The following is a 24,798-nucleotide window of genomic DNA, read 5'->3' on the forward strand; positions in this document are numbered from 1 at the left end:
GCAGATAGAAGGAAGCGCATGTCCTCCCCCCGCCAGTCCCTCCGCACCGCCGGCGTCGCCGTCCGCGCGATGGCCGTCCTCACCGTCGTCCTCGGCGTCGGCTACACGGCCGTCGTCACGGGCATCGGCCAGCTCGCGCTCCCCGCGCAGGCGGACGGCTCGCTCGTCTCCGCCGACGGGCAGGTCGTCGGCTCGTCGCTGATCGGCCAGTCCTTCCAGGACTCCGACGGCGCCGCCCTCCCGGAGTGGTTCCAGTCCCGGCCCTCGGCCGCGGGCGACGGCTACGACGCGTCCGCGTCCAGCGGCAGCAACCTCGGCCCCGAGAACGACGACCTGGTCTCCTCCATCGAGGACCGCAAGGCCGCCATCGCGGAGTCCGACGGCGTGGATCCCGCCACCATCCCGGCCGATGCGCTCACCGCATCCGCGTCGGGGCTCGATCCTCACATCAGCCCGGAATACGCTCGGGAGCAGGTGGCGCGCGTCGCCGAGGCCCGGGGCATCCCCGAGCAGCAGGTCGAGCGCCTCGTCGACGAGCACGTGCAGGGCCGCGACCTCGGCTACCTCGGGGAGCCGACCGTGAACGTGCTCGAGCTGAACATCGCGCTCGCCGGCCTCGGCGGCTGACGCCCGCACCACGCGGGCAAGGAAGAGAACACCATGAAGCGCGGTCGACTGCGGGTGCTGCTGGGAGCGGCACCGGGCGTGGGCAAGACCTACGCGATGCTCGAGGAGGGCAAGCGGCTGCGCGACGAGGGCGCCGACGTGGTGGTCGCGGTCGTGGAGACCCACGGCCGCGCCGCCACGGCCGCGATGCTCGAGGGGCTGGAGATCCTGCCGCGGCGCGAGGTCTCGCACCGCGGCGTGGAGATCACCGACCTCGACGTGGACGCGGTCATCGCCCGCCGGCCCACCATCGCGCTGGTCGACGAGCTCGCCCACACGAACGCACCGGGCGGCCGATCCGAGAAGCGCTGGCAGGACGTGGACCTCATCCGCGACGCCGGCATCGACGTGATCTCCACCGTCAACATCCAGCACATCGCCTCGCTCAACGACGTGGTCGAGAAGATCACCGGGGTGCCGCAGCGCGAGACGATCCCCGACCGCGTGCTCCGCGAGGCGCACCAGATCGAGGTCATCGACCTGGCGCCCGAGGCCCTGCGCGACCGGCTCGCCGGCGGACGCGTGTACCCGGCCGAGCGGATCGACGCGGCCCTCTCCCACTACTTCCGGCTCGGCAACCTCACCGCCCTCCGCGAGCTCGCGCTCCTCTGGCTCGCCGACGAGGTCGACACGGCGCTCGCCGCCTACCGCGACGAGAAGGGGATCGACGCCCGGTGGGAGGCCCGCGAGCGCGTGGTCGTGGCGCTCACCGGCGGCCCTGAGGGCGAGACGCTGCTCCGCCGCGGCGCCCGCATCGCCGCCCGCTCGGCCGGCGGCGAGCTGATGGCCGTCCACGTCTCCAGCCAGGACGGCCTCCGCTCCGGCAGCCCCGAGGCGCTCGCCAGCCAGCGCGCGCTCGTCGACTCGCTCGGCGGCAGCTACCACCAGGTCGTCGGCGACGACATCCCGCGCGCGCTCGTCGAGTTCGCCCGCGCCTCCAACGCCACGCAGCTCGTGCTCGGCGTCAGCCGCCGGAGCCGCCTGGCCGCCGCGGCGACCGGGCCCGGCATCGGCGCCACGGTGATCCGCGAGTCCGGCGACATCGACGTGCACATCGTCACGCACGCGGCCGCGGGCGGGCGGTTCCGGCTGCCGCGCATCCGGGGCGGCGCGCTCAGCATGCGGCGCCGGATCCTCGGCGGGCTGCTCGCGCTCGGCGGCGGCCCCCTGCTCACCTGGCTGCTCTCCGCCACGCGCTCGGACGACTCCATCACGAGCGACGTGCTCTCGTACCAGCTGCTCGTGGTGCTCGTCGCGCTCGTCGGCGGGATCTGGCCGGCCTTGTTCGCGGCCGTGCTCTCCGGGTTCACGCTCGACTACTTCTTCATCGACCCGCTCTACACGATCACCGTCGACGAGCCGCTGCACATGCTCGCGCTCATCCTCTACGTGGTCATCGCGCTGCTCGTCAGCTGGATCGTCGACCAGGCCGCCCGCCGCACCCGCCTCGCCCGCCGCGCGGTCGCCGAGGCCGAGCTGCTGGCGACCGTGTCGGGATCCGTGCTCCGCGGCGAGGGCGCCGTGCACGCGCTCGTGAGCCGCACCCGCGAGGCGTTCGGCCTGCAGGGCGTGAAGCTCACGGATCGCGACGAGACCATCGCGTGGGACGGCGTCGTCACCGGCGCCGCCGCGACCGACGTGCCCGTGGGATCCCGCGGCGTGCTCACCCTCTACGGCGACGACCTCGAGGCGTCCGGCCGCCGGCTGCTCCGGGTCATCGCCGCGCAGCTCGACGCCGCGCTCGAGCACCGCGACCTCTCCGACACCGCCCGCGAGGTCGGCCCGCTCGCCCAGACCGACCGCGTGCGCACGGCCCTCCTCTCGGCCGTCAGCCACGATCTGCGCCGCCCGCTGAGCGCCGCGACCGCCGCCGTCTCCGCGCTCCGCTCCCCCGGCATGACCTGGGCCGACGGCGACCGCGAGGAGCTGCTCGCGACCGCCGAGGAGAGCCTCGGCACGCTCGCCGACCTCGTCACCGACCTCCTCGACGTCAGCCGCGTGCAGGCCGGCGTGCTCGGCGTGCGGCTCATGGACGTCGACCTCGACGACGTCGTGCTCGCGGCCCTCGACGAGCTCGACCTCGGCCCCGCCGACGCCGTGCTCGACCTCGCGCCCGACCTGCCCGGCGCGGTCGCGGATCCGGGCCTCCTCCAGCGCGTCGTCGTCAACCTGCTGAGCAACGCCGTGCGGCACGCGCCCGACGGCGTGCCCGTGCGCCTCAGCACGAGCGCGTTCGCCGAGTCCGTCGAGATCCGCGTGGTGGACCACGGCCCCGGCGTCGCCCCCGAGCGCCGCGACGACATGTTCGTGCCGTTCCAGCGCCTCGGCGACACCGACAACGCGTCCGGCCTCGGCCTCGGGCTCGCGCTCTCGAAGGGCTTCACCGAGGGGATGGGCGGCACGCTCACCGCCGAGGACACCCCGGGCGGCGGCCTCACGATGGTGGTCGCGCTGCCCGTGTGCCGGGCGGGCGCCGAGCCCGTCGCGGATCAGCCGCCTCCCGCCGACCTCCCCACGACCGCCTCGGAGGTGTCCGCATGAAGATCCTCATCGCCGACGACGACCAGCAGATCCTGCGCGCCCTCCGCATCACCCTCACGAGCCTCGGCTACGACATCGTCACCGCGGAGGACGGCGCGGCCGCCATCCGCGCGGCCGTCGCCGAGAAGCCCGACCTCTACATGATCGACCTCGGCATGCCGCGGCTCGACGGCGTCGAGGTGATCCAGGCGCTCCGGCTCTGGTCGACCGCGCCGATCCTCGTGGTCTCCGGCCGCTCGGGCGCGGCCGACAAGGTCGAGGCGCTCGACGCGGGCGCCGACGACTACGTGACCAAGCCGTTCTCCATCGACGAGCTGCTCGCCCGGATCCGCGCCCTCGGCCGCCGCGCCGCCGCCGACGAGGACCGCTCGGCCACCGTCTCCTTCGCCGACGTGACGGTCGACCTCGCCGCCCGCGTCGTCACGCGTGGCGACCAGCGCGTGCGCCTCACCCCCACCGAGTGGCAGGTGCTCGAGCTGCTCGTGCGGAACCCCGACCGGCTCGTCTCCCGCCAGACGCTCCTCACCGAGATCTGGGGCCCGACCCACGTGAACGACAGCGGCTACCTCCGCCTCTACGTGGCGCAGCTGCGCAAGAAGCTCGAGCCGGATCCGTCCCACCCGCGGCACCTGCTCACCGACCCCGGGATGGGGTACCGATTCGTGCCGGCGGGGGCGGGGCGGGCGCCGGAGGACGCATAGCGCGCGGCCAGCCGGCACCCGGATCCACGAGCGTAGGCTCCCGTGGTGCCCCAGAGATCCACCCGCTCCGCCCGTCCCGCCGCCCTCCTCGCCTCCGCCGCCGCCGCGCTCGGCGGCCTCGCCGCCGCCGCCCTCGTGGTGCCGCGCCGGTTCGAGGCCGGTCGCCGCGAGCGGGCCGCCGTCCTCAACGAGACGCTGCCCGTGAACTCCGCCTGGTGGCGCGAGCACGCGCAGCTCGAGGGCGACCTCCTCTACGTGGCGCTCGGCGACTCGACCGCGCAGGGCATCGGCGCGAGCCGGCCCGTCAACGGGTACGTCGGGATCCTCGCCGACCGGATCCGCGCCCTCAGCGGCCGCTCGGTCCGCACCGTCAACCTCAGCGTCTCGGGCGCCCGCGTGTCCGACCTGGTGGAGTACCAGCTCCCCCGCCTCGCGAAGCTGCAGCCGGATGTGGTGACCCTCGCGATCGGCGCCAACGACATCGCCGCGTTCGAGCCGGTCGCGTTCGAGGACGCCCTCGGCCGGATCCTCGACGCCGTCCCGCCGACCACCGTCGTCGCCGACCTGCCGTGCTTCCACTTCCCGACGAGCGAGCGCAAGGTGCGGGTCGCCAACGAGATCGTCCGCCGCCTCGCCACCGACCGCGGCCTCCGCCTCGCGCCTCTGCACCGCATCACGCGCCGCCAGACCGCCGTGCTCGCGATCACCCAGGCCGCCGGCGACCTCTTCCACCCGAACGACCGCGGCTACCGCGTCTGGGCGAGCGCGTTCCTGCCGTTCCTCCCGGCGACGGTGCGGGCGCTGGAGGTCTCGGGGCGCTGACGCGCTCGCGTCCGGGCTGGCGTCCCGGGCGGGCGCGGCGCGGTCGATAGGGTCGCGACCATGACCCGGCACCCCGGCGACCGCGTCCTCGCCGTCCTCATCGACTGGCTCTTCATGTGCGTGTGGTTCGCGCTGATCGCGGCCGTCGCGCTGCCCCTGTTCGTCGTCGGTGCCAGCGCATCGCTCCCGCCCGTCGCGCAGAACGCGCTGGCCGCGTTGGTGACGGTGGTGCCGATCACGATCGCACTGGCCGTGCTGGAGTCCGGGCCGCGCCAGGCGACCCCCGGCAAGCGCGCGCGGCGGCTGGTCGTGCAGGATGCGCGCACCGGCGACGCGCTCCCCTTCCGCCGCGCGCTCCTCCGCAACGCCCTGAAGATCGCGCCGCCCTGGATCGTCGGGCACGCGGCCGTGTACGCGATCGTCGGCGCGAGCGGCGCGGTCGTGGGCGCGAACGGCGCAGCCAGCGGTACGCGCGCCTCCGTCCCGCCCGGTGTGGAGGCCCTCACGGCTGTCGCCTACGTGCTCCCGGCCGTGTGGCTCGTGACGCTCCTCCTCGGCTCGGGTCGCACACCGTACGACAGGATCGCGGGGGCGGTCGTCGCCCGAGCGGCCCCTCGCGTCTGACCGGACCCCGTCCGTAGGGTGAATCCATGGCCGACGAGACCCCCGACGCCCGCCCCACCGGCACGCTCTGGCTGGTGATCGGGCTCGTCTCGGGCGCACTGCTCGTCACCGGCGCAGGACTCTCGCCCTGGATCTCCGCGGCCGTCTTCGCCATGTCCGTCTTCATGTACGTGCGCGTCCGCGGCCGGGACCGGGCCCTCGCGCCCCCGCCGACCGGCACGCTGTGGTTCATGGTCGCGCTGGTTATCGGCGCCCTGCTCGTGACGGGCCGCTTCGAGCCGCCGTGGGTCGGCGCCGCGGCGCTCGCGGCCGCCGTGCTCCTCTACATCCGGGCGATGATCCGCCTCACGGCCCGCCGCGCATCGGACACGATGCGCGGCGATTGATTGAGCGCGCCTGCGGACGCACCGCCCCAGCTCGATGCATCCGTGGTATTCATTGGACCGTCGTAGCAGATACACAAATGGCATATATCGGAAAGGTAGGACAGTTCAAACTTGGCGCTCACTGGTCATCAATGAGAATGGTGCTCATCGTCGCATTTTTGAGCATCACGTATAGGCCAGAAGACCTTAAAACCCTTGGCGCTTGGGTCGCCTGCTGAGGTAGTGAGAGAGCTGCTGTTCCGTCAGTGGAAGAAAAGCGATCTGCTTGCTACTCCTATATGCACCTAGAACATCTACACCCCTATCTCTGAAGATTCGCTCTGTCTCCACTGTGTTTGTTTTACGGCCGCGCGCATACTTAGAGATGGTTTTTAGCTGCTTTTTTGAGTAACGAGGGCGTACGACGTTCTCTTTTCCGCGTTTGACGACAATTTTATCTTCAGATTGAATCTCACTGAGCAGTGGAACTTGAAGATACTGACCAAAAGACATCTCTATCTTGAAATTGACAAAATCTTTTGGCACGAGAAGCAGAGGCTTTCCGTCCGCCTCAGGCAAGTCGACCTCAGTACTGACCCAAGCGGCTCTCGAAGTGTCCCATCGGTCGGTACGCAGTTTCGCAACTGGCCTCTTCGCCTCTAGCTCCGGGTGGGCGCGCATCATGTCTTGGGTGAAGTTAACGAGTGTGTCAAATACGATGCGGGCTGTAATGTCGGATGTGATGTCCTTGTCAATGTCATCTACAAATACAGGAATGTCTTCTACGAATTTGAGGACGGCGACCGCCTGCTGGCACAGGGGATTACTAAAAAGTTCTGCCCAAATGACAGTTCCTAGCTTCTCTGCGGCACCGTGACCGTCGGTACCCGCTGCAGACATACCGAGTCTTGTGTTACCAATTTCATGAAAGTGCTGCAGGGATTCTTCTCCGACTGCGTGGTCGGCAGCGTGAGGCGACCGCAGTTTCGCTAGAATAAAGTCAAAGAACGTAATGAGTTCAGCAGATGCCTGTCTCCCGTAGCGACTGCCAGCACTTTCGGCGGCGCGGATTGCACTCGGGTCAATGAAGAGCAGATTGTCGCGTTCCACATGCACATCTACGAAAGAAACGGGAGCACTTATACCAAAATCTGCCGTGATTTGTGTCATTGAGCGTGACTCCTAATATCCGAGCAACACTGCGCGCGCCGCCATATGATTTTTCCCGAGAATCAACATCGCATGCGATCCCGACCGTCTCAGCAATAAACTTTTACAAATCGCTGTAATTTACTGCCGTAAGGAAGCTCCCGCGTAGCCCTCGTTGTAGGCACACGCTTCCACCCACGTCGGTGCCCGCCGGTAGAGTCCCCCGCATGGCCCGCATCCACTCCACGTACCGTTGCTCGGAGTGCGGGTGGACCACCCCGAAGTGGGTCGGGCGCTGCGCCGAGTGCCAGAGCTGGAACACCGTCGCCGAGGTGTCGCAGACGCCCGCGGCGGCCGGCCGGGTCACCACGCTCACGCCCGCGGGATCCAGCCAGGCGCGCTCGATCATGCACGTCGGCACCGCGTCCGCCAGCCACATGCCGAGCGGCGTGGGCGAGCTCGATCGCGTGCTCGGCGGCGGCATCGTGCCGGGAGCCGCCATCCTCATGAGCGGCGAGCCCGGCGTCGGCAAGTCCACGCTGCTGCTCGAGGTCGCGGCGCGCGCCGCCGCGAAGGGCGCGAAGGTTCTCTACGTCACCGCCGAGGAGTCGGTCGCGCAGGTGCGCATGCGCGCCGAGCGCACGGGCGGGCTGCAGGAGTCGCTCATGATCGCGGCCGAGACCGACCTCGGCACGATCCTCGGCCACATCGAGCAGGTCGCGCCCGACCTCCTCATCGTCGACTCCGTGCAGACCGTCTCCAGCAGCACCTCCGACGGCCTGCCCGGCCACCCGGGCCAGGTGCGCGAGGTCGCCGTCACGCTCATCCGGGTCTGCAAGGAGCGCGACCTGCCGCTCCTGCTCGTCGGCCACGTCACGAAGGACGGATCCATCGCCGGCCCGCGGCTCCTCGAGCACCTGGTCGACGTGGTGTGCCAGTTCGAGGGCGACCGGCAGACCTCGCTGCGCTTCATCCGCGCGCTCAAGAACCGATTCGGCCCCACCGACGAGGTCGGCTGCTTCGAGATGGCGGGCGACGGCATCGTCGAGGTGCCGGATCCGAGCGGCATGTTCCTCTCGCGCGGCGTCCACTCGGTGAGCGGCACGTGCGTCACCGTCGCGATGGAGGGCCGCCGCGCGCTCCCCGTGGAGGTGCAGGCGCTCGTCGTCGACACGAAGGCGCCGCAGCCGCGCCGGGTCGTCAACGGCGTGGACGCGTCGCGCGTCGCCATGCTGCTGGCCGTGCTCGAGAAGCGCGCCAACGTGCGGCTCTCGGATCGCGACGTCTACGTCTCCACGGTGGGCGGCGTGCGCCTCACCGAGCCCGCGGCGGATCTCGCCATCGCCGTCGCGCTCGTCTCCGCCGTGAACGGCAAGGCCATGCCGCACGACCTCGCGGCGTTCGGCGAGATCAGCCTCGCGGGCGAGATCCGCGGCGTCACGTCGGCGCCGCAGCGCGCGGCGGAGGCCCGGCGGCTCGGCTTCACGCAGATCGTCGACGCCGAGTGGGGACCGCTGTTCTCCGCGCTCGGCCGCGCGTTCTCCCTCGCGAAGAGCGAGCGGGAGAAGGAGCTCGACGAGGCGTTCTGATCCGCGGGCCGCGGGCCGCGGGCCACGAGCCGGGCCGCCTCGCAGCGCGGGCTACGGGCTCAGCCCGCGTCGACGGATCCGACCGTGTGCTCCCGCACGTGCGCCACGGCGTCGTCCACCACGTGGGTCACGTGCGTGTCCGCCACCTCGTAGCGGGCGATGCGGCCGTCGCGCTCCACGCTCACGAGCCCGGACGACCGCAGCACGCGCAGGTGCTGCGAGACGAGCGGCTGCGAGAGCCCCGACTCCTCGACGAGCTCCGACACGCTCATCTTCCGCGATGCCAGCAGGCCGATGAGGCCGAGGCGCGACGGCGAGGACAGCGCCTTGAAGAGGTCGGCTGCCTGCTCGAAGCCGGCGGGTGGGTAGGTCATCAGGTCGATCCTATGGGGACGGGGACGGACGCCCCGGCGGGAGACGACGACGGGGACCGGGCCTCATGGCCCGGTCCCCGTCTCGATCCTCGCGCGTCGTCGCGCGTGGGATCAGTGCTCGTCGTAGTGGTCGCCGTGCTCGGCGTGCTTGTGTCCGTCGTGGACGTAGTCGACGTGGTCCTCGTGCGTGACGGTCTCGTGGCCGCAGTCGGTGCCGTGCTGGTGCTCGGCGACGGTGTGCTCGGCGTGGGTCTCGGTGGTGTCGGTCATGATGCGTCCTTCGGTCGGTGGAAGATCAGGATGACAGACACATGCATGGATTGCAATGGATGCATCCAATCAGGAATCGTCCTCATGTACGCACCTGGCAGGGCAACGCTCCGGCGCCGATCAGTAGAGCAGGAACGACTTCGGCGCGGCGCTCTTCACCCCGGCCACCTCGACCGACAGCGTGTAGGTCGCGCCGCCCGCGGGCACGGTCGGGCGCTGCTTCTCCTGGCACGTGGTGGTGGACGACCGCTGGCGCGACCACTCGAACGGCGACGACGTCTGCGGCGTGCGGGCGGCGAGCTCGACCTCGGCGTCCTCCGCGCCCGTCTGGCAGTCGGTCGACTTCCAGTACACGTCGGATCCGCTCGAGATCGTGAACACCTGCGTGGTCGTCCCGAGGTTCGCGGTGCAGGGCTCCATCCCTGTGTTCGTCACGGTGAACGACAGCTTGGGCAGGACGCCCGCCTTGTAGGAGGCGGCGTCGGTGACGGGCGTGACGGTCAGCTGGCCCGCGGCGCAGGATCCGTCGGCGTTCGTCTCCGTGCCGGCGCTCGCGGTCGCGCTCGGGGTGGGATCGGGGGTGGTCTCCGCGGCGGCGTCGCCCGAGTCGCCGTCGGGGGCAGCATCGGAGCTGGGCGTCGCACCGGGAGCCGCGGTATCGGCCGAGCCGCGACCGAGGTTCGAGACGATGATCACGACGACGGCGATCACGGCCACCACGACGAGCAGCGCGAGCAGGCGGCGACGGCGGTACACGGCCGCGGACGGGCGGCCTCCGGGCGAGGTCGAGGACATGACCACAGGCTATTCGCGGGCCCGGCGCGCACCCGGTCGGCGCGCCCGGGCGTGCGGCGGCGCGTCAGGTGGATCCGGCGGATCCGGTCAGAGCGCCTTGAGCATGCGCGTGTTGCCGAGGGTGTTCGGCTTCACGCGCGAGAGGTCGAGGAACTCGGCGATGCCCTCGTCGTGCGAGCGGAGCATCTCGTAGTAGATCTCCTGCGCGATGATCGACTCCGCGACCTCGTGGTACCCGTGGCGGGAGAAGAAGCCGACCTCGAAGGTCAGGCAGAACAGGCGGCTGAGGCCGAGCTCGCGGGCGTCGTCCTCGAGGCGCTCGAGGATCGCGTGGCCGACGCCGGTGCCGCGCGTGTGCGGGGCAGCCGCCAGGGTGCGGACCTCGCCGAGGTCCTCCCACATCACGTGCAGAGCGCCGCAGCCGACGACCTCGCCGGACGCGTCGACCGCGACCCGGAACTCCTGCACGTTCTCGTAGAGCACCACGAGGTCCTTGCCGAGGAGGATCCCCTCCATCACGAGCGGCTCGACGAGCTGCTGGATGCGCGGCACGTCGCCGGTGCGCGCGCGTCGCACGGTGACGCCGCCTGCGGGCTCCGCGGACTCGACGACGACTGGCTCTGCGCTCACGGTGATGACCCTCTCGATCCGCGGCACGGGCGCCCGGATCAGGTGTCCAGCCTAGCGACGGGCGTCCCCCGCGTCCGGGGCGGTCGGCTCGGCGCCGGGGCTGAGCCGCGCGATCATCCGCGGCGCGATCCACACGATCGCGACCACGCCCACCACCGCGCGCAGCCCGGCGAACACGAGCACCCACCAGCCGACCCCATCGCCGCCGACGAGGAGCGCGATCCCGATGACGACGAGCGCCGCGTCCGCGACGAACGGCACGCGCAGCCAGAACGTGAGGCGGCGGACGGGATCCATGGGTCAGCCGGCCGCGGGCGGACCCGGACGGTCCGCGACGGGCGCGCCCGAGGGCGGCGCCCAGCGGTCGGATGCGGGGCCGGCCGGGGCATGCGCCTCCGCGCCGCGCCGCGCCACCGGCAGCCGCACCCCGAAGACCGTGCGGCCCGGCTCCGACTCCACCCACACGGCGCCGTGGTGCGCCGACACGATGGCCTGCGCGATGGCGAGGCCGAGGCCCGTGCCGCCGGTGGAGCGTGCGCGGGATCCGTCGCCGCGCACGAAGCGCTCGAACAGGGACTCCTGCAAGGCGGCCGGGATGCCGGGTCCGTCGTCGGTCACGCGGATGACGGCGTGCGCATCCGACCCCGCGCCCTCCACCGCGAGCGACGCGACGACGCGCGTCCCCGCCGGCGTGTGCGTGCGGGCGTTCGCGAGCAGGTTGACGACCACCTGGCGGAGCCGCGCGTCGTCGCCGGGGACGCTCACGGAGTCCTCGGGCAGGTCGAGGTCCCAGTCGTGGTCCGGGCCCGCGGCGCTCGCGTCGCCGACCGTGTCGAGGAGGATGCGCGTGAGGTCGACCGGATCCGACTCCAGCTCGCGCCCCTCGTCGAGGCGCGCGAGGAGGAGCAGGTCCTCGACGATCGTGGTCATGCGCACCGACTCCGACTCGATGCGCGACAGCGAGTGCGTCACGTCCTCGGGCAGCTGGTGCGGACCACGACGGGTGAGCTCGGCGTAGCCGCGGATGGAGGCGAGCGGCGTGCGCAGCTCGTGGCTCGCGTCCGACACGAACCGCCGCACCTTCGCCTCGCTCGCCTGCCGCGACGACAGCGCGGCGGAGACGTGCCCGAGCAGGCCGTTGAGCGCGGCACCCACGCGGCCGACCTCGGTGCGCTCGTCGGTGTCGGATGCGGGCACGCGCGCCTCGAGCGCGACGTCGCCGCGGTCGAGCTCCAGCGCCGCCACGTGGGTCGCCGTGTCGACGACGCGGTCGAGCGGCCGCAGCGCGCGCCGCACGATGACGGTGCCGAGGATCGCGGCGAGCGCCAGCGTGATGGCGGCGACCACCGTGATCACGAGGATGAGCTGCTCGACCACGTCGTCGGCGGGCTTCGTCGGCAGTCCGGTGACGATGGTCGCGCCCGACGACGAGGTCTCGCCGATGAGCCGGTAGCTGCCGAGCGCGCCGCCGAGGTCGACCGTGCGCGGGACGCCGTCCGTGGGCACGCTCTGCAGCTTCTGGCTCTGCACCTGCGTGAGCTCCACGGTGCCAGCGCCACCCGGCTCGCCCTCGGCGGCGTCGCGGTCGGCGATGTACCCGCCCGAGACGACGACGCCGTCGACGATGGTCGCGCTGATCGTGCCGACCTGCTGCCCGAACGCGCCGAGCCCACCGGGCGCCCCGGGGAAGCTGCCGTAGCCGCCCGGGTCGCGGTCGACGAAGTCCTGCGAGCGTGCCGCCGTGGCCTGCAGCTGCTGGTCGACCTGCTGCATCAGCGACGTCCGCAGCGCCAGGATGCTGACGCTGCCGATGAGGATGCTCGCGAGCGCCAGCAGCCCCACGACGCTGAGGACGAGGCGGCGACGCAGGGTCATGCCGCGCGCCGCGCTAGCGAGCCGATCGCGCAGCGGCGGAGTGCTCCGCGTCGGGGCGCCCGGCTGGGTCACTCCGCGGCCTTGAGCATGTAGCCGCTGCCGCGCACCGTGTGGATCATCGGATTCCGCCCGGCGTCGATCTTGCGGCGCAGGTAGGAGATGTAGATCTCGACCACGCTCGACTTGCCGCCGAAGTCGTAGCTCCACACCCGGTCGAGGATCTGCAGCTTGCTCAGCACGCGGCGCGGGTTCCGCATCAGGTAGCGCAGCAGCTCGAACTCGGTGGCGGTGAGCTCGATGGGGTCGCCGGCGCGGGCCACCTCGTGGCTGTCCTCGTCGAGGGTGAGGTCGCCGACGCGGATCACGGGGTCGACGGTATCGCTGACCACCAGCGTCGAGCGGCGGATGAGTCCGCGCAGCCGGGCCACGACCTCCTCGAGGCTGAACGGCTTGGTGACGTAGTCGTCGCCGCCCGCGGTGAGGCCGGCGAGCCGGTCGTCGAGCGAGTCCTTGGCCGTGAGGAACAGCACGGGGATGTCCTCGGCGTCGGCGCGCAGGCGCGACAGCACCTGGAGGCCGTCGAGGTCGGGCAGCATGATGTCGAGCACCACGGCGTCCGGCTTGAACTCGCGCGCGGCGGCGAGCGCCTGGTGCCCGTTCTCGGCCGTGCGGATCTGCCAGCCCTCGTAGCGGAGCGCCATCTGCAGCAGGTCGGTGAGGGACGCCTCGTCGTCGACGACGAGCACCCGGATGGGCGACCCGTCGGCGCGGGTGAGGCGGGGCTGCGGGGCGGCGGCGGGCTGGAAGCCGGAGGGCGTTGCGGTGGTCACGGGATCCATCATCCGCGTGTTCCTATGAACGAGCCATGAGGCGGCCATGCGCGTGCTTCGTCGGCCGGGTCAGAACGGGAAGGGATCGCCGCTCCGCACGCCCTCGCTGACGAGCGCCGCCACGACGAGGCCGAGCAGGATCGCGCCGCTGATCCACGGGATGACGTCGACGTCGACAGGAGCGGTGTCCGGTTCGCGTTTGCGCCGGACCAGCTCCTCTGTCCGCATCGTGTAGGCGCGCGCGAGGCAGACGAGCGCCGTCGTCGCGAGCGTGGCGGTGCCCGTCCAGCGGGCGAGCGCCGTGACCGGCTGACCGCACAGCGCCGCCACCCACACGAGCAGGGCGCCCAGGGCGCCCAGGGCGCCCAGGGCGAAGACGATCCCGATGACCCACCACGCGAGGTCTGCCGCGACATCCGCCACCTCGTAGGCGAAGGAGGACGGGGTGCTCGCGTAGCGCGCCGCCTTCCTCTCGCGCTTGGTCATGCGGGTCGGCTCGGCGAAGTCGGCGCGGTGCATCTCGATCGCGGGCATCAGCGCCGCCACCTCCGCGTGCAGTTCGGCCTCCGCGGGCAGCGCCAGGAATGCCGGGATCTCGTGGTCGGCGACCCCGGAGTGCGCGATCATGCGCGCGAGGCGGTCGCGCTCGACCTCCGTCGTCCAGCCCGGCACGGCGATGCCCCAGCGGCCGGCCTGGTCGGGCGCGATGAGCTCGCGGTACAGCTCCGCGAGCGCGAGCCGCGCGGCCCCGTCCGTGGGATCCGCGCGCACGTGCTCCTTGAGGAGGGCCAGGGCCTCGGCCCGGTCGCCCTCGTCCCAGAGCAGGCGGGCACGGGTCGGGGCTTCGGGATCGTCGGGCACCGGGTGATGCTGGCAGGTCGGCGCACCCCGCGAGCGCGCAGCGCACGGACGCCCGCGGATGAGCCGCCGCGGACGACGACGGGCCCGGCGCGTGGTGCGCCGGGCCCGGGTCGTGCGGTGGGGCGGAGGTGCGGAGGTGCGGAGGTGCGGAAGTGCGAGGAGCTAGTGCTTGTCCTCCGTCGCGCGCGTGACGGTCTCGCCGTCCACGCTCGCGCGGTCCTTCTTCTGCTTGTCGCCGCGGGTCTTCGCGAGGCTCGCGACGGTCGCGACCGTGATGGTCGCGCCGATGAAGAGGAGCGAGAACCAGATGGGGATCTCAGGGGCCCACAGCATCGGCTCGCCGCCGTTGATGAAGGGCAGCTCGTTGACGTGCATCGCGTGCAGCACCAGCTTCAGGCCGATGAACGCGAGGATCACGGCGAGGCCCTGCGACAGGTAGACCAGGCGTTCGAGCAGGCCGCCGATGAGGAAGTACAGCTGGCGGAGGCCCATCAGCGCGAAGGCGTTCGCGGTGAAGACGATGTACGCCTCGTTCGTGAGGCCGTAGATGGCGGGGATCGAGTCGAGCGCGAACACCAGGTCGACGAAGCCGATCGCGATGACGCAGAGCAGCAGCGGGGTGACGAAGCGCTTGCCGTCGATCTTCGTGGTGAAGCGGTCGCCGACGAAGTCGTCGTGGACGGGGAGGATCCGGCGGGCGATGCGCACGAAGAGGTTGTCCGCCGCGTTGCCGCCGTGGTCGCCCTTGATCTGCTGGTACGCGAGCACGAACAGCAGCGCGCCGAAGATGTAGAAGACCCAGGAGAAGTTCTCGATGAGGGCGGCGCCGAGCGCGATGAAGCCGGCCCGCATGATCAGCGCGATGACGATGCCGATCATCAGCACCTTCTGCTGGTACTTCCGCGGCACCGCGAACCCGGTCATGATCAGCAGGAACACGAACAGGTTGTCGATCGACAGGGCCTTCTCGGTGAGGTAGCCGGCGAAGTACTCGCCGCCGTAGCCCCAGCCGCTGGTGAAGCCGATGCCGACGCCGAAGATCAGCGCGAGGCCGATGTAGAAGGCCGACCAGCGGGCGGACTCGCCGATGCTGGGCTCGTGCGGCTTGCGCACGTGGGTGAAGAACTCGTAGACGAAGAACGCGATGGTGACCGCGATCGTGATGAGCCAGGTGGTCGTGGTGATGTTCACGGGGGTCTCCGGTGATGAGGCCGACGGGAATCGGAACGGCTAGGTGGCGCGCGGACGCCCCCATGATCCCATGCAGGATCTCCCCATTCCGGGGAAATACCTGCGCCTACGCTCCGCGGATCGTGCGCCCGGTCAGGTCAGGCTCGGCGCCGCGAACGGGTAGGCGACGTACGCGAATCGGCGCGAGTCGGGCGCCCAGCTGGTGACGTTGATGGTGCCCTGGCCGCCGGGGAACGCCGCGAGGTCGCGCGTGCGGTGGCTCTGCCGGTCGATGACGCGGAGGATCACGTCGCGGTCGGCCGGGTGGCCGAGCGTGCCGGGCGGGAAGGACAGGTAGACGATGTGCTCGCCGTCGGGCGACGGGTGCGGGAACCAGTTGACGCGCTCGTCGGAGGTGAACTGGTGCGTGTCGGTGCCGTCGGTGCGCATCGTGAACAGCTGCGCGTGGCCCGGCAGGTCGGATCCCCGCTCGGAGTTGAAGTAGAGCCAGCCGCCGTCGGGCGAGAACTCGGCGCCGTCGTCCGGGAAGCCGTCGTCGGTGAGCTGCGTGGTGGGGCCGCCGTCGACGGGCACGAGGTGGATGTTCGTGGTCCACTCGCCGCGCGCGTCGAGCTGTCCGCCGATGACGCTGAGCGTCGAGCCGTCGGGCGAGACGCCGTGCAGGTAGTTCTTGAAGCCGAGCGCCGGATCCCGGTCGGCCGTGATGCGCCGGCCCTCGCCGCCCGCGCCGTCGTTCCAGAGCACGCTGTAGAGGTGGCCGTCGCGGCCGGAGACGTAGACGTGCGCGCCGTCGGGCGAGAAGACGTGGTCGTTGTTGATGGGCGGCACGCCGCCGAGGTCGACCGCATGGAAGTCGACCGCGGGTTCGGGGAGGTCCGGATCCGGCTCCTCGGCCGACGGCGCGGGGAGCCGCCACAGCCCGCCCTCGGCGTTCACGACGAGCCAGCGGCCGTCGGGCGTCCAGTTCGGCGCCTCGATGTGCAGCACGGCCGACTCGGCGACAATCCGCTCGGCGCCCGTCTCCACGTCGACGACGAGGAGACGGGCCAGCTGGCCGTCGCGCAGCGTCACGCGGTGGAGCCCTCGGGGCCGGCGGGCACGTCGTCGCGGTCGTCGCGGTTCTTCGCGAAGGCCGAGTCGAACAGGTTGTCCGGCGTCGGCCAGAGGAGGGAGCGCACCTGCGCGAGGGCGTCGGGGGCTCCGTGCAGGCGGTCCATCCCCGCATCCTCCCACTCCACCGAGACGGGTCCGTCGTAGCCGATGCTCCGGAGCGCCCGGAAGGCGCGCTCGAAGGGCACGTCGCCGTGGCCGACCGAGACGAAGTCCCAGCCGCGGCGCGGGTGGCCCCAGGGGAGGTGGGAGCCGAGCCGGCCGCCGCGGCCGTTCGAGGTGCTCACCTTCGTGTCCTTCGCGTGCACGTGGTAGATCCGGTCGGCGAAGTCGAGGAGGAAGTCGACGGGGTCGATGTCCTGCCACATCATGTGGCTCGGGTCCCAGTTGAGGCCGAAGCCGGGGCGGTGCCCGATGGCCTCGAGCGTGCGACGGGTGGTCCAGTGGTCGTAGGCGATCTCGCTCGGGTGCACCTCGAGCGCGTACCGCACGCCCTCGTCGTCGAACACGTCGATGATCGGGTTCCAGCGGTCGGCGAAGTCCTGGTAGCCGGCGTCGATGACCGACGCGGGCACGGGCGGGAACATCGCGACGTACGGCCAGATGCGGGATCCGGTGAAACCCGTCACGCGCGTGACCCCGAGCCCCGCGGCCGCCTTCGCGGTGAGCTTCAGCTCCTCCGCCGCGCGCTGCCGCACGCCCTCGGCCTGGCCGTCGCCCCACACCTTGGAGCGCAGGATCGCCTGGTGCCGGAAGTCGATGGGGTCGTCGCACACGGCCTGGCCGGTGAGGTGCTGCGACAGCGCGGACACCTGCAGGCCGTGGCGGTCGAGGATCTCGAGGCGGCCGCGGAGGTAGGCCGGGTCCTCAGCCGCGCGCCACACGTCGAGGTGCTCCGCGGAGCAGGCGATCTCGAGGGCGTCGAAGCCCCAGCCGCTCGCGAGCCGGGCGACCTCCTCCAGCGGCAGGTCGGCCCACTGGCCGGTGAAGAGCGCTACGGGCGTGGTGATCTGGGGCATGGTTCCCTCTCGTCGACGGTGACGGTGACGGTGCGGTGCCGGTGCGGCGGTGCGGCCCGGTGACGGCGCGCGGGATCCACGCTACACACCGGGCCGCGCCCGCCCCCAGCGCGCCGTCAGCGAAAGTTCGCCGACTGGGTGCGCTGGTAGCCCGCGAGCGTGATGCCGCCGAGGAGCACCGCCCACGACGCGAGGAGGATGAGCGGGATCCCCATCGCCGCCGTGTCCTGCCGGGCGGCGGCGCTCGTCAGCGTGCTCCACGCGCCCGTCGGCAGCAGCACCGTGAGCGACGCCCACGGCGTGCCGCTCGTGTCGCCGCCCGTGAACAGGCCGCCCGCGAACGACAGCGGCAGGTACACGAGGTTGGCGAGGCCGAGCGCGCCGCGGGCCGGGAACCAGTAGCCCATGGCGAGGCCGAGCAGCGCCATCGGCACGGCGCCGGCCAGCACGGCGAGCGCGACGGCGCCGAGGGTGGGCGCATCCACCCGGACGCCGCCCACGAGGATCCCGACCGCGACCACCGGGACCACGAACACGACGCCGAAGACGCACGCGACCGTGAGCTTGGCGGCGAGCCGGATCCACGCGGGCACCGGCGCCGTGAACAGCCACCGCTCCCACGGCGACTCCCGCGCCGAGGCGACGCCGACGCCGAACTGGAACGTCACCGTGCCGAGCACCGAGAACAGCACGTAGCCGAGCAGGACGCTGAGCCGCGCGCTCGGCGGGCCGCCCTGCGGCAGGCCGACGACCGCGTAGATGAGCACGGGGTAGGCGAGGAGCGGCAGCACGAACGCGGGCATGCGCGCGTTCTGCGCGAGCTCGCTCACGACGTGGGCGCGGTAGATCGCCCGGCGGCGGCGGGCCGACGAGGGCGCCGGCGAGGCGGCAGGCGGCGCGGCGTGCGGCGCGGTGCGGGTCATCGGCGGGGCTCCTCGGGTGCGGCGGGGGATGTCGGGCCGGTCGGGTCGGGGACGCCCGGGGCGGAGGCGGCGGATCCCGGGCCGCCCGCGAGCACGCGCTCGACGATCTCGCCGAGGCCGGGCTCGGTCACGGTGAGCCCGGGCTCGGGGACGCCGGCGAGCACCAGGCCCGCGACGGCGTCGGAGCGGTCGGTGTCGACGATCCAGCGCACCCGCTCGCCGGGCAGCGGCTCGGCGACCTGCTCGGGCCGGGCGCCGCAGGGCAGGAACGCGCGCGCCTCGTGAGGGGTCGCGTCGAAGGCGACGCGGCGGACGCCGGCCAGCCCGCGGAAGTCGGCTGCCGTCCAGTGGCCGACGACGCGTCCGTGGTCGAGGCAGACGACGGTGTCGGCGAGCGCCGCGACCTCCTCCATGTCGTGCGAGGCGAGGAGCACGGTGCGCCCGGAGTCGCGGACGGCGGCGATGGCGTCGCGCACGGCCGCCCGGCCGGGGATGTCGAGCGCCGCGGAGGGCTCGTCGAGCACCACGACGGGCGTCCCGGCGCCGACCACGCACGCGAGCGCGACCCGCCGCCGCTCGCCGCCGCTGAGCCCGCCGGTCTGGCGCGACGCGAGGCGGTCGAGGTCGAAGCGGTCGACGGCCGCGGCCGGCGTGAGCGCGGCGGCGTGCGGCACGAGGGCGAGCGCCAGCACCTCGCGGACCGTGAGGTACTCGGGGAACGCGAGCGCCTGCGGCATCACGGCCACGAGCGACGCCGTGGGCCCGCCGCGCCGCACGTCGTGGCCGAGCACGCGCGCCCGGCCCGCGTCGGGGCGGCGGGTCGCGGTGAGCACGTCGATGGCCGTGGTCTTGCCGGATCCGTTCGGCCCGAGCAGCGCGTGCACGAGCCCGGGCGCGAGGGAGAACGTGGCGGCGTCGAGCGCGCGCGTGCGGCCGAAGGTGCGGGTGATCCCCTCCAGCTCGATCGCCTCAGTCATGGGATGCCTCCTCCGCGGCGAACCGCCGGGCGCCCGGATCCGTGCCGCCGAACGAGATCGCGTACAGAGAGGACTGCGTCACCCCGTCGAGCCCGAGCACCGCGTCGAGCTCGTGGTCGACGAAGCCGACCCAGCCCAGCACCGGCAGCCCCAGGGCGGTCGCGACGAGCAGCGCGTTCTGCCCCACGTGCCCCGCCTCGAGCAGCGTGAGCCGGTAGCCGCGGAGCCCGTACTTGCAGCGCGAGCGCTCGAAGCTGCCCGTGATGACGACGGTGACGGCGGCCGTCTCCGGGATCGGCGCCATGAGCGACGGCGCGGCACGGCGGAAGCGCGCGAGCCGCCCGTCGCGGTCGAGCCCGGACACGTCGACGAGCGTCTCCTCCAACGGGTCGAGCTGGTGGATCCCCGGCTCGAGCCCCACCACCGACCGCGCGACCACGTGCAGGTCGAGCGGGTACAGCCCGCCGCCCGAGGGCACGAAGCGCCCCGGCGTGCCGTCGCCGCGCGGGCCGTAGGCGAGGCGCAGCACCGTGGCGAGCTCGGCCAGGTCGACCGGCCGCCCGAGCGTGCGCGGCTCCGCCGACCGACGCGCCGCCAGCGTCGCGCCCAGCTCGTGCCGCAGCGGGAGCGCGCGCGGGAGGGGCCGGGCCGGGAGCAGCCGCGGCGCGGAGGTGGCGCCGCCCGGACCGGCGTCCGCGACGCCCTGCGCCTCCTGCGCCATCTGGTGCGCGTACCGCACGTCGGTCCAGCCCGGGTGAGTGATCCGCGTGATCTTCGACGCCTCATGGAAGTCCTCCGCGGGGTCGCCCGCGGGACGGTCGACGGCGCCCCCGACGCTGAAGATGGGCCCCACGCTCCCGAGGGAACGCGCGGGCGCGGGTGCGCCGGGATCCGCCGCCGCGGACGGGCCCGAGAGGGCATCCGCCCGGTCGGGGGCGGCGTCGGTCTCGATGGTGCTCATGGGATCCTCCTGGTGCGGCGGGCGGTGGGACGGCGGCGGGGCCGGGCGGGGCCGGCCGTCACGGGAACGGGTGCGGGACGGGGACGAGGTCGGCCGGCCCGTCGATCGCGGGCCCGTCGCGCCACCGACGGTAGAGGCGCGGGTGCCCGAGGAACCGCGCGGAGTGCACCACGTCGAGCGCCACCAGGTCGGGGCTGAGCGCGCGCACCACGTGGAAGCCGGCCGCGCGCACCTCGGGTGCCGTGATGTCCGCGAGCAGCACCTCGATGCCCTCGCGGTCGAGCCCGGCGACGACCTCCGCCCAGCTGGCCGGGCCGCCGACGGCCGCGACGCGCTCGTCCGACGCGTCGAGCGCCGCCGTGAGCGGGCGCGCCGACGGGCGGCAGTGCAGCCGGATGTGGTCCTCGAACTCGACCACGTCCTCCGGCTCGATCGTCGGCTCCGGGAGCAGCCGCAGGCACCAGTTGTGCGTGTGCAGCGCCTCGCGGACCGCGTTGAGGATCGCCCGGTCGAGCCGGAAGTCGGCCGCGCAGCCCACCGCGACGCCGATGCGGTCGCTGCGCATGACCGCGAGGAGCACGGGCACGTCGGCCGCCGCGTCCAGCACGCGCACCGTGAAGGACGCACCGAACCGGCCGCACAGCTCCTCCAGGCGCTCGAGCTCGCGGAGCGTCGCGTCGGTCAGCCGCGGGCTGCCGCGCCAGTCGAAGGCCGGGGGCGTGGATCCGCGCAGCCACGTGCGCTGGAACGCGTCGCGCTCGATGAGCTCCAGCACCGCGCGGCCCGCCGCGAACCCGAAGTGCGGGCCCGCCGCGACGCCGGACGAGGTGGCCGGCTCCACGTGCGGCTCCCGGTGCCCGTCCGCCCGGTGCGGGTCGTCGAACACCACGAGCTGCGCCGGCACGTGCACGGTCTCGCCCCGGTGCAGCGACCGCGCCGGCATCCAGGTGAGGAGGTCGCCCGGCTGGGCGCGCTCGTAGTGGAAGGCCGGATCCTCGCGCTGCGTCGGGTGGAAGCGCTGGAACGCGTCCGGCCCCACCTGGCGGGCGTCGGCGCCGAGGGGCGCGCGGAACCCGCCGGGCGCGCCCGCGAGCGACATGCGCTCGACCGCCTCGCCGATGCAGGAGCGGCGGGCCTCCCGCCGCGAACCGCCCGGCCCCATGCTGAACCGCTCAGACGCCGTGCCGGTGAGGAACGCCGTGTCCGCCGAGCGGCCCGAGTAGAGGGCGTCCGGGATGGCGTCGGGCGTGAAGGCCATGGGGTGCGCGTGCTCCACGAGCCCCGTGTACGGGCTGACGACGCCCGGGCCGCCGCGGCTCATGCCCGCCACGGGGAGACGATCCCGGCGTAGGGACGGGGGCCGCACGTGCCACAGCGGGCGACCCGGAACACGGCGTGCGCCTCCGCCTCCATGACCTTGGGCTCGACGACGAGCACGGTGCTGGCGACGAGCCAGTCGTGGGCGTGGATCCACCGAGCGGCGTAGCGGGCCGCGAATCCGGCCGTGATGGCGTCGAGGCTCGGGTCGCGCGGCACGACGGCGACCGCGTCGGCCGCCGCGGCGTGATCCGCGGCGAACGGCGTGGTCGACGCCCAGCGCAGCGCGACGCACTCCAGGCACGGCCCCTCCCCGGGCACGACGACCGGGCCGACGAGCTGGAACCGCCCGTCGAAGGGGTGCACGGGGAGCCACGCGCGCCCGGCGGCGTGCATGCGCGCGCCCACGTCGCGGAGGGCGGGCCGGGATCCTGCCGCGATGACCAGGTCGGCGTCGGCCTCGTCGCCGAGCTCGGCCGAGGGCAGGGCCTCCGCGAGGCCCGTGAGGAGCGACGGGATCATGTCGCCCACGAGCGCGACGCGGGCGGGCGTCGCGGGGTCGAGGGCGGGGCCCAGCCCGGTGCGGTCGCCGCCGTTGCGTCGCGCCTCGTCGAGGACGTGCGCGAGCTCGTCGGGCACGGATCCCGCGGGGGCGTCGGCGCGCGCGCCGACCACGACGTCGCGCAGCACGAGCTCGTCGACCAGGCGGGACACGGCGTCGGCGTGCGCGGGGAACGCCTGGTCGACGTCGGCGCGTCGGAAGGGACGGGAGAGGAGCCGCGACACCGCGGAGACGGCGTCGCCCGAGGGCAGCTGCAGGGAGACCAGCTCACGGCCCCCGAGGAGGTGGAGGGTGTCCTCCACCTCCCCGACGGCGTAGCGGGGACTCACCGAGTACGTGGTCGACGAATCCATGCGCGGGTGATCAGCGAGGCTGCTGACGGCCGCTGCCGCTCGACGAGCACGTCGTGCTACAGCACAGGGTGACGTCGCCCATCACGAGTTCCTCCTCCGCGCCGCGGTGCGTGATGGTGAAGCCGAAGGCCTTCGCCAGCAGCGCGTCGGACGCGTCGTCGCCTCCGGGCGCGAGCCCGGGCGCGGAGGTGGGCAGCGGGGCCTGGGCCGCCGTCTCCATGAGCAGTGACATTGCCGTTCCTTCCTCTGGGTGGGTGGGACGACGTCTTTCTAGCACGATCTTCCGTGCCCTGGGCGGATGCGCATCACCTGTTGACAACGTCCCCTCGGGACGGCACGATCCGCCCGCGTCGGGGCGGCCCGCGCCGGATCCGGCGCGTACCCTGGAGCCCGTGACGGACGAGATGCTGGCCTTCCCCTGGGAGGACGACCTCGCCCCGGCCGCCCCCGCGCCGCCTCCTCCCCCGCCGCACCTGACGCGCATCGTCGCCCACTCGTCGGATCGCGTCGCCTGGCTGCGCGCCCGCAGCTTCGGCATCACCGCCACCGACGTCGCGCGCCTCGCGACCGACGCGTCGCTGCAGGCCGTCGCGCTCGAGAAGCTCTACGGATCCGGCTTCGGCGGCAACCGCTACACCGACCACGGCCGGGAGCGCGAGCCCGAGATCGCCCGCTGGGTCGAGGCCGAGCACGGCATCGTCCCGAGCGCGCACCTGTTCCACGCGGAGGGCCAGCGCCGCCACCTGGCGACCCCCGACGGCGTGGGCCTGCGGGCCGACGGACGGCTCGAGCTCGCGGAGATCAAGACGACCGCCAAGCCGTGGCGGAGCATCCCGCGCAACTACCTCCGGCAGATCTTGTGGCAGCAGTACGTGCTCGGCGCGGAGCGCTCGCTCATCGTCTGGGAGCAGCACGTGGACTTCGTGCCCGTGCACGACATCCCGAAGTGGAAGTGGATCGACCGCGACGAGGCCGAGATCGCCGCGCTCGTGGCGCGCGCGAACGACCTCATCGCGCTCATCGTGCGGATGGCGAACGCGCCGGCCGGAGCCCGCGGCCTGGCCTGAGCCGCGCTGCCGCACAGCCCGGCCCGGGCCGTCGCCGTCGGCGAGTGCCCTCGGCATTCTTCTCGCCCGGGGAACACCGCGGAAACACGCTCGACTCACGCGGCGACTTCACTGGATGAGCGGGGGCCGGGTGGGATCCACCACGCCGCCGCGTTCCGAGGAGGGGTCGCACGATGAGCCAGGTCATCCAGTCCAGAGCCGGCGTCGCCGCCGAGGCCGAGCGGGATCGGGCGGCCGCCACCATCGCCCTCGCGCCCCACGGGGAGACCATGCGCGCGGTCGTCGTCACGGATACCGGCGGACCCGACGTCCTGCACGTCGCCGACGTGCCGGTGCCGCACCGCCTCGACTCGGAGGTGCTCGTGAAGGTCGTCGCCGCGGGCGTGAACCCCATCGACCTGCGGCTGCGCGCGGGCGATCCCGGCGGCCCGACGCTCGGCAGCCTGCCCGCGATCCTCGGCCGCGACTTCAGCGGCGTCGTCGTCGAGTCGCCCTACGAGGACCACGCGCTGCACCCGGGCGACGAGGTGTTCGGCCTCGCGATGGTGCCGCGGATGCCCGGCAGCTACGCCCCTACATCGCCGCCCCCAGCGTCAGCCTCGCCCGGAAGCCCGCCCGGCTCTCCCACGTGGAGGCCGCGGCGACGCCCGTCAGCGCCCTCACCGCGTGGGGTATGGTCGTCGACATCGGCCGGGCGCACGAGGGCCAGGTCGTCCTGGTGCACGCGGGCGCCGGCGGCGTCGGCCACTTCGCGGTGCAGTTCGCGCGGCACTTCGGCGCGCGGGTCGTCGCGACGGGCTCGCCCCGCAACGTCGACTGGCTGGCGGAGCTCGGCGCCGACGAGGTCATCGACCGCTCGCAGGTGCGCTTCGAGGACGTGCTCGCCGACGTGGACGTCGTGATCGACCTGGTCGGCAACTGCACCGATGACACCGGCACCCGCTCCCTGCAGGTCCTCCGGCGGGGCGGGCTCCTGGTCAGCGCGCCCGTGCGCGGCTGGCCGACGCTCGTGCAGGACGCGGCCGCGGTCGGCGTGCGCGCCACCCACTACGAGGTCGCGCCCGACGGGCAGAAGCTCGCGGTGATCTCGCGGCTGCTGGAGTCGGGCGACATCAAGGTCTACGTCGACGAGGTCTTCGACCTGGAGGACGCCGCCGAGGCGCACCGCCACATGGAGAGCGGGCACGCGCGCGGCAAGGTCGTGCTCAACGTGGCGCGGGGCTGAC

26 protein-coding genes and 1 pseudogene are annotated in these 24,798 nt (G+C 72.8%); 9 read left to right on the plus strand and 18 right to left on the minus strand.

Going from position 1 to position 24,798, the window contains the following annotated elements:
• Positions 1 to 18 precede the first annotated feature (18 nt).
• The 6 genes from kdpC to CMN_RS13430 are packed head-to-tail and all read left to right on the plus strand — an operon-like array spanning position 19 to position 5,740.
• Positions 19 to 627, plus strand: a complete 609-nt coding sequence (gene kdpC / locus CMN_RS13405) for a potassium-transporting ATPase subunit KdpC (protein WP_015491322.1) — start codon at positions 19 to 21, stop codon at positions 625 to 627.
• Between the two features lie 33 nt (positions 628 to 660).
• A complete protein-coding gene (locus CMN_RS13410) occupies positions 661 to 3,207 on the plus strand; it encodes a DUF4118 domain-containing protein (RefSeq protein WP_015491323.1) in 2,547 nt (848 codons plus the stop codon).
• Positions 3,204 to 3,908, plus strand: a complete 705-nt coding sequence (locus CMN_RS13415; protein WP_015491324.1) for a response regulator — start codon at positions 3,204 to 3,206, stop codon at positions 3,906 to 3,908. Before CMN_RS13410 ends, CMN_RS13415 begins: the two co-directional genes overlap by 4 nt.
• Positions 3,909 to 3,953: 45 nt before the next feature.
• The gene (locus CMN_RS13420; protein ID WP_231853756.1) at positions 3,954 to 4,730 is read left to right on the plus strand and encodes an SGNH/GDSL hydrolase family protein; all 777 of its coding nucleotides are present in this window, start codon (positions 3,954 to 3,956) and stop codon (positions 4,728 to 4,730) included.
• 60 nt (positions 4,731 to 4,790) lie between these two features.
• Positions 4,791 to 5,354, plus strand: a complete 564-nt coding sequence (locus tag CMN_RS13425) for an RDD family protein (protein ID WP_015491326.1) — start codon at positions 4,791 to 4,793, stop codon at positions 5,352 to 5,354.
• 26 nt (positions 5,355 to 5,380) lie between these two features.
• The gene (locus CMN_RS13430; protein ID WP_015491327.1) at positions 5,381 to 5,740 is read left to right on the plus strand and encodes a hypothetical protein; all 360 of its coding nucleotides are present in this window, start codon (positions 5,381 to 5,383) and stop codon (positions 5,738 to 5,740) included.
• A gap of 186 nt (positions 5,741 to 5,926) precedes the next feature.
• Here the strand turns inward: CMN_RS13430 and CMN_RS15025 are convergent, their stop codons facing one another.
• Entirely contained in the window at positions 5,927 to 6,889 is a 963-nt protein-coding gene (locus CMN_RS15025) for a DUF8370 family protein (RefSeq protein ID WP_015491328.1), read from the minus strand.
• Positions 6,890 to 7,095: 206 nt separating this feature from the next.
• Here CMN_RS15025 and radA point away from each other — a divergent pair, with 206 nt between their 5' ends.
• Positions 7,096 to 8,457 (plus strand): DNA repair protein RadA, encoded by a 1,362-nt coding sequence (gene radA / locus CMN_RS13435; RefSeq protein WP_041464337.1) that lies wholly within the window; start codon positions 7,096 to 7,098, stop codon positions 8,455 to 8,457.
• Positions 8,458 to 8,516: 59 nt separating this feature from the next.
• On the opposite strand, the gene CMN_RS13440 is transcribed toward radA, so the two are convergent.
• The 17 genes from CMN_RS13440 to CMN_RS13520 all read right to left on the minus strand — a co-directional run bounded on the left by CMN_RS13440 (position 8,517) and on the right by CMN_RS13520 (position 22,737).
• The gene (locus CMN_RS13440) at positions 8,517 to 8,831 is read right to left on the minus strand and encodes an ArsR/SmtB family transcription factor (RefSeq protein ID WP_015491330.1); all 315 of its coding nucleotides are present in this window, start codon (positions 8,829 to 8,831) and stop codon (positions 8,517 to 8,519) included.
• Positions 8,832 to 8,942: 111 nt separating this feature from the next.
• Positions 8,943 to 9,101: a hypothetical protein gene (locus CMN_RS13445; RefSeq protein ID WP_012039450.1), complete on the minus strand. Its 159-nt coding sequence runs from the start codon at positions 9,099 to 9,101 to the stop codon at positions 8,943 to 8,945.
• A 120-nt stretch (positions 9,102 to 9,221) separates the two neighbouring features.
• On the minus strand, positions 9,222 to 9,896 hold the full coding sequence (locus CMN_RS13450) for a hypothetical protein (RefSeq protein WP_015491331.1): 675 nt from the start codon (positions 9,894 to 9,896) through the stop codon (positions 9,222 to 9,224).
• A gap of 87 nt (positions 9,897 to 9,983) precedes the next feature.
• Positions 9,984 to 10,526, minus strand: coding sequence for an amino-acid N-acetyltransferase (locus tag CMN_RS13455; RefSeq protein ID WP_015491332.1), 543 nt, complete (start codon positions 10,524 to 10,526; stop codon positions 9,984 to 9,986).
• A 51-nt stretch (positions 10,527 to 10,577) separates the two neighbouring features.
• Complete coding sequence (locus tag CMN_RS13460; protein ID WP_015491333.1) at positions 10,578 to 10,823, minus strand: hypothetical protein; 246 nt, start codon at positions 10,821 to 10,823, stop codon at positions 10,578 to 10,580.
• 3 nt (positions 10,824 to 10,826) lie between these two features.
• Positions 10,827 to 12,401 carry a sensor histidine kinase gene (locus tag CMN_RS13465; protein ID WP_051057936.1) on the minus strand — a complete coding sequence of 525 codons (1,575 nt, stop codon included), beginning with the start codon at positions 12,399 to 12,401 and terminating at the stop codon, positions 10,827 to 10,829.
• Between the two features lie 68 nt (positions 12,402 to 12,469).
• Positions 12,470 to 13,243: a response regulator transcription factor gene (locus CMN_RS13470; RefSeq protein WP_015491335.1), complete on the minus strand. Its 774-nt coding sequence runs from the start codon at positions 13,241 to 13,243 to the stop codon at positions 12,470 to 12,472.
• A gap of 57 nt (positions 13,244 to 13,300) precedes the next feature.
• On the minus strand, positions 13,301 to 14,092 hold the full coding sequence (locus CMN_RS13475; RefSeq protein WP_015491336.1) for a tetratricopeptide repeat protein: 792 nt from the start codon (positions 14,090 to 14,092) through the stop codon (positions 13,301 to 13,303).
• A 162-nt stretch (positions 14,093 to 14,254) separates the two neighbouring features.
• Complete coding sequence (locus CMN_RS13480; RefSeq protein WP_015491337.1) at positions 14,255 to 15,283, minus strand: TerC family protein; 1,029 nt, start codon at positions 15,281 to 15,283, stop codon at positions 14,255 to 14,257.
• 132 nt (positions 15,284 to 15,415) lie between these two features.
• Complete coding sequence (locus CMN_RS13485) at positions 15,416 to 16,354, minus strand: TolB-like translocation protein (RefSeq protein ID WP_015491338.1); 939 nt, start codon at positions 16,352 to 16,354, stop codon at positions 15,416 to 15,418.
• Positions 16,351 to 17,412 (minus strand): sugar phosphate isomerase/epimerase family protein, encoded by a 1,062-nt coding sequence (locus CMN_RS13490; protein WP_015491339.1) that lies wholly within the window; start codon positions 17,410 to 17,412, stop codon positions 16,351 to 16,353. Before CMN_RS13490 ends, CMN_RS13485 begins: the two co-directional genes overlap by 4 nt.
• Positions 17,413 to 17,528: 116 nt before the next feature.
• Positions 17,529 to 18,335: an ABC transporter permease gene (locus tag CMN_RS13495; RefSeq protein WP_015491340.1), complete on the minus strand. Its 807-nt coding sequence runs from the start codon at positions 18,333 to 18,335 to the stop codon at positions 17,529 to 17,531.
• Positions 18,332 to 19,312 carry an ABC transporter ATP-binding protein gene (locus tag CMN_RS13500; RefSeq protein WP_015491341.1) on the minus strand — a complete coding sequence of 327 codons (981 nt, stop codon included), beginning with the start codon at positions 19,310 to 19,312 and terminating at the stop codon, positions 18,332 to 18,334. The genes CMN_RS13495 and CMN_RS13500 overlap by 4 nt, the downstream gene beginning before the upstream one ends.
• Complete coding sequence (locus tag CMN_RS13505) at positions 19,305 to 20,273, minus strand: SagB/ThcOx family dehydrogenase (protein ID WP_015491342.1); 969 nt, start codon at positions 20,271 to 20,273, stop codon at positions 19,305 to 19,307. The genes CMN_RS13500 and CMN_RS13505 overlap by 8 nt, the downstream gene beginning before the upstream one ends.
• A gap of 58 nt (positions 20,274 to 20,331) precedes the next feature.
• Positions 20,332 to 21,594 (minus strand): YcaO-like family protein, encoded by a 1,263-nt coding sequence (locus tag CMN_RS13510; RefSeq protein ID WP_015491343.1) that lies wholly within the window; start codon positions 21,592 to 21,594, stop codon positions 20,332 to 20,334.
• Positions 21,591 to 22,505 (minus strand): TOMM precursor leader peptide-binding protein, encoded by a 915-nt coding sequence (locus CMN_RS13515; RefSeq protein WP_015491344.1) that lies wholly within the window; start codon positions 22,503 to 22,505, stop codon positions 21,591 to 21,593. The genes CMN_RS13510 and CMN_RS13515 overlap by 4 nt, the downstream gene beginning before the upstream one ends.
• Before the next feature lie 10 nt (positions 22,506 to 22,515).
• Complete coding sequence (locus CMN_RS13520; protein ID WP_015491345.1) at positions 22,516 to 22,737, minus strand: hypothetical protein; 222 nt, start codon at positions 22,735 to 22,737, stop codon at positions 22,516 to 22,518.
• 172 nt (positions 22,738 to 22,909) lie between these two features.
• Here CMN_RS13520 and CMN_RS13525 point away from each other — a divergent pair, with 172 nt between their 5' ends.
• Together CMN_RS13525 and CMN_RS13530 are read left to right on the plus strand one after the other, a co-directional pair.
• Positions 22,910 to 23,572, plus strand: coding sequence for a YqaJ viral recombinase family protein (locus CMN_RS13525; RefSeq protein ID WP_041465584.1), 663 nt, complete (start codon positions 22,910 to 22,912; stop codon positions 23,570 to 23,572).
• Between the two features lie 269 nt (positions 23,573 to 23,841).
• A pseudogene (locus CMN_RS13530) lies at positions 23,842 to 24,797 on the plus strand (NADP-dependent oxidoreductase).
• Position 24,798: the final 1 nt, after the last annotated feature.

Origin of the sequence: Clavibacter nebraskensis NCPPB 2581, assembly GCF_000355695.1 — a bacterium.
Classification (GTDB): Bacteria; Actinomycetota; Actinomycetes; order Actinomycetales; family Microbacteriaceae; genus Clavibacter; species Clavibacter nebraskensis.

Bases quoted from the DNA above. Each gene is read 5' to 3' on its own strand.
- CMN_RS13430 (WP_015491327.1), top strand. From the start codon at position 5,381: ATGGCCGACGAGACCCCCGACGCCCGCCCCACCGGCACGCTCTGGCTG.
- CMN_RS13415 (WP_015491324.1), top strand. From the start codon at position 3,204: ATGAAGATCCTCATCGCCGACGACGACCAGCAGATCCTGCGCGCCCTC.
- CMN_RS13490 (WP_015491339.1), bottom strand. From the start codon at position 17,412: ATGCCCCAGATCACCACGCCCGTAGCGCTCTTCACCGGCCAGTGGGCC.
- kdpC (WP_015491322.1), top strand. From the start codon at position 19: ATGTCCTCCCCCCGCCAGTCCCTCCGCACCGCCGGCGTCGCCGTCCGC.
- radA (WP_041464337.1), top strand. From the start codon at position 7,096: ATGGCCCGCATCCACTCCACGTACCGTTGCTCGGAGTGCGGGTGGACC.
- CMN_RS13440 (WP_015491330.1), bottom strand. From the start codon at position 8,831: ATGACCTACCCACCCGCCGGCTTCGAGCAGGCAGCCGACCTCTTCAAG.
- CMN_RS13495 (WP_015491340.1), bottom strand. From the start codon at position 18,335: ATGACCCGCACCGCGCCGCACGCCGCGCCGCCTGCCGCCTCGCCGGCG.
- CMN_RS13510 (WP_015491343.1), bottom strand. From the start codon at position 21,594: ATGAGCCGCGGCGGCCCGGGCGTCGTCAGCCCGTACACGGGGCTCGTG.
- CMN_RS13505 (WP_015491342.1), bottom strand. From the start codon at position 20,273: ATGAGCACCATCGAGACCGACGCCGCCCCCGACCGGGCGGATGCCCTC.
- CMN_RS13450 (WP_015491331.1), bottom strand. From the start codon at position 9,896: ATGTCCTCGACCTCGCCCGGAGGCCGCCCGTCCGCGGCCGTGTACCGC.
- CMN_RS13465 (WP_051057936.1), bottom strand. From the start codon at position 12,401: ATGACCCTGCGTCGCCGCCTCGTCCTCAGCGTCGTGGGGCTGCTGGCG.
- CMN_RS13520 (WP_015491345.1), bottom strand. From the start codon at position 22,737: ATGTCACTGCTCATGGAGACGGCGGCCCAGGCCCCGCTGCCCACCTCC.
- CMN_RS13460 (WP_015491333.1), bottom strand. From the start codon at position 10,823: ATGGATCCCGTCCGCCGCCTCACGTTCTGGCTGCGCGTGCCGTTCGTC.
- CMN_RS15025 (WP_015491328.1), bottom strand. From the start codon at position 6,889: ATGACACAAATCACGGCAGATTTTGGTATAAGTGCTCCCGTTTCTTTC.
- CMN_RS13410 (WP_015491323.1), top strand. From the start codon at position 661: ATGAAGCGCGGTCGACTGCGGGTGCTGCTGGGAGCGGCACCGGGCGTG.
- CMN_RS13525 (WP_041465584.1), top strand. From the start codon at position 22,910: ATGCTGGCCTTCCCCTGGGAGGACGACCTCGCCCCGGCCGCCCCCGCG.
- CMN_RS13515 (WP_015491344.1), bottom strand. From the start codon at position 22,505: ATGGATTCGTCGACCACGTACTCGGTGAGTCCCCGCTACGCCGTCGGG.
- CMN_RS13425 (WP_015491326.1), top strand. From the start codon at position 4,791: ATGACCCGGCACCCCGGCGACCGCGTCCTCGCCGTCCTCATCGACTGG.
- CMN_RS13445 (WP_012039450.1), bottom strand. From the start codon at position 9,101: ATGACCGACACCACCGAGACCCACGCCGAGCACACCGTCGCCGAGCAC.
- CMN_RS13500 (WP_015491341.1), bottom strand. From the start codon at position 19,312: ATGACTGAGGCGATCGAGCTGGAGGGGATCACCCGCACCTTCGGCCGC.
- CMN_RS13470 (WP_015491335.1), bottom strand. From the start codon at position 13,243: ATGATGGATCCCGTGACCACCGCAACGCCCTCCGGCTTCCAGCCCGCC.